At 55.6% G+C, this 1,780-nt stretch carries 2 protein-coding genes; both read left to right on the forward strand.

Features of this window, described 5'->3' with window-relative positions:
* The first annotated feature begins 372 nt into the window (after nucleotides 1-372).
* Nucleotides 373-873 (forward strand): hypothetical protein, encoded by a 501-nt coding sequence (locus AWB65_RS34705; RefSeq protein ID WP_087660225.1) that lies wholly within the window; start codon nucleotides 373-375, stop codon nucleotides 871-873.
* 495 nt (nucleotides 874-1,368) lie between these two features.
* Entirely contained in the window at nucleotides 1,369-1,581 is a 213-nt protein-coding gene (locus AWB65_RS34710) for a DUF2934 domain-containing protein (RefSeq protein WP_087660224.1), read from the forward strand.
* Nucleotides 1,582-1,780: the final 199 nt, after the last annotated feature.

The following is a 1,780-nucleotide window of genomic DNA, read 5'->3' on the forward strand; positions in this document are numbered from 1 at the left end:
CCAGGCGGCTGCGGAAGAAATCCGGTGTGCTCATCGGCGCTTCTCACTCCCAGAAGATAGGCCCATTTCATATTGAATCTGGGAGTTTCGCAACTGCTTATCTGCACCTATCCGCACGCTGCGCTTGGCTTCGCGCGATTCTGCAAGACCGACTCATTAGAAACTCGAACCTGTTGAATGGTAAAATGCTAGGTTAACCTTCTTCGCGAGTTGACTTAGATCAAGCCCGCCGGTTCTCAAACATCGAATATATCTCTCGGAGGGGTGCATAACCGCGCCTCGGCCTTCAAAAAGATGATGCGGTCGACGCACTTTTCGAAGCAGCGATCGGCGCGGCGCGATGTCGAAAGCGAGGACGCTAGGGAACTTCATATGCATTTCCACCACTTTGTTCGCCGGATCCCTGATTGGCGTGCAGCCGCAATCTCGGGAAGTGTTGCCGCTGTGGTGCTCGCGTTTGTAGTCTTGATGCTCGTTTGGGCTACCGGTGGTAACGTCCTAGGGCCACCGCGGATGGTGGCGGCCATTGCGTTCGGCGATGCACTGTTTGTGAGCTCCAGTTCGTTTGACTTTGCGATGACGTTGGTGGCGGCGGTTGTCCATCTTACTCTGTCGGTGTGCTTTGCACTTATGCTCGCACTGGTCGTTGCGCAGTTTAAATTCGACTCGAGCGTACCTATGGCTTCGGTCGTGGGAGCCATCTTTGGTCTGCTGCTGTACGTTTTCAACTTCTACGTAGTGACTCGCGCGTTCCCCTGGTTTGCGTATGCGCGAGGATGGGTGACCTGCTTGTTGAACGTCGCTTTCGGAGTAATAGCGGCGATTACATACTTGCGGCTCGCGCGGCAGCATGCAGCGGCGGCAGAACGTTAGACGGGTTAGGAAAGTGTTGGAAGAAAATCGACAGCGTCCGACAAATCGAGCTGATGCTGCTGTCATCCGACGCCGCATGACCACCAGACCGTTGAAATACCCAAGCCAAAGGAGCCGGTCCGCTAGTGGAATGGCAGCCGAGTTCGTAACCGTATGGAGTTAGGCTGAAAGGCTCTGCGGCCCAGAAAGCACTGTTGGCCGGTGCTTCTGGGTCAACGGTAAGTGCCGCGGGATGCAACAGCGCAGGAAGAAATCTTCTTGGATTCGACCAGCTGGCGGATGGTGTACGGCAGACGCTCGCTCCCCCACTCGTTCGTTGCGGTTGAGTTGAAAGCGACCGCCTGCAATGGGCGATCTGGGAGTCTGGACGCTATCATCCGGACATGACCGACTGCGGCATCTGGAAGGTGGCAGTTCGATAAATTTTAGCTGACGACAGCGCATTGCAGTGACGCGCAGTTGAGCTCGATCGCACATTTCGCAAAGGGACAGACGATGAGCGTGAAAATGTCGGAGGATCAGATTCGTACCCTCGCGTTTTACCTGTGGGAACTGGATGGACGCCCAAGCGGGAGGGCCGATGAGTATTGGGAGAAGGCCAAATCGGAATTGTGCGCAGGAGAAGATGGGCGTCGTGAAAAGGGTAATGACTCGTCTGGATTCGGCGATCCACCGGAAAAGCTACGAGTCCGTCCGCTGGCCGAATAGTTTGAGGCTGCGGCTTTGCCGCTGCTGCACGCTGAGGGCCCATTGTTTGATGAATCGATGAGTTAGCAGTTGGCTGGACTCGCGGTACGGCAAGTTCTGCCGCGCGTCAAACAAGATGAGAGCCGCATTGACTCAGGTTTTTTGCTACCACGCGAGGGTCGTTGCCTCATGTAATTTGTTACCCGTCAGGATGCAGGCG

The sequence above is a fragment of the Caballeronia humi genome, from assembly GCF_001544475.1.
GTDB lineage: Bacteria > Pseudomonadota > Gammaproteobacteria > Burkholderiales > Burkholderiaceae > Caballeronia > Caballeronia humi.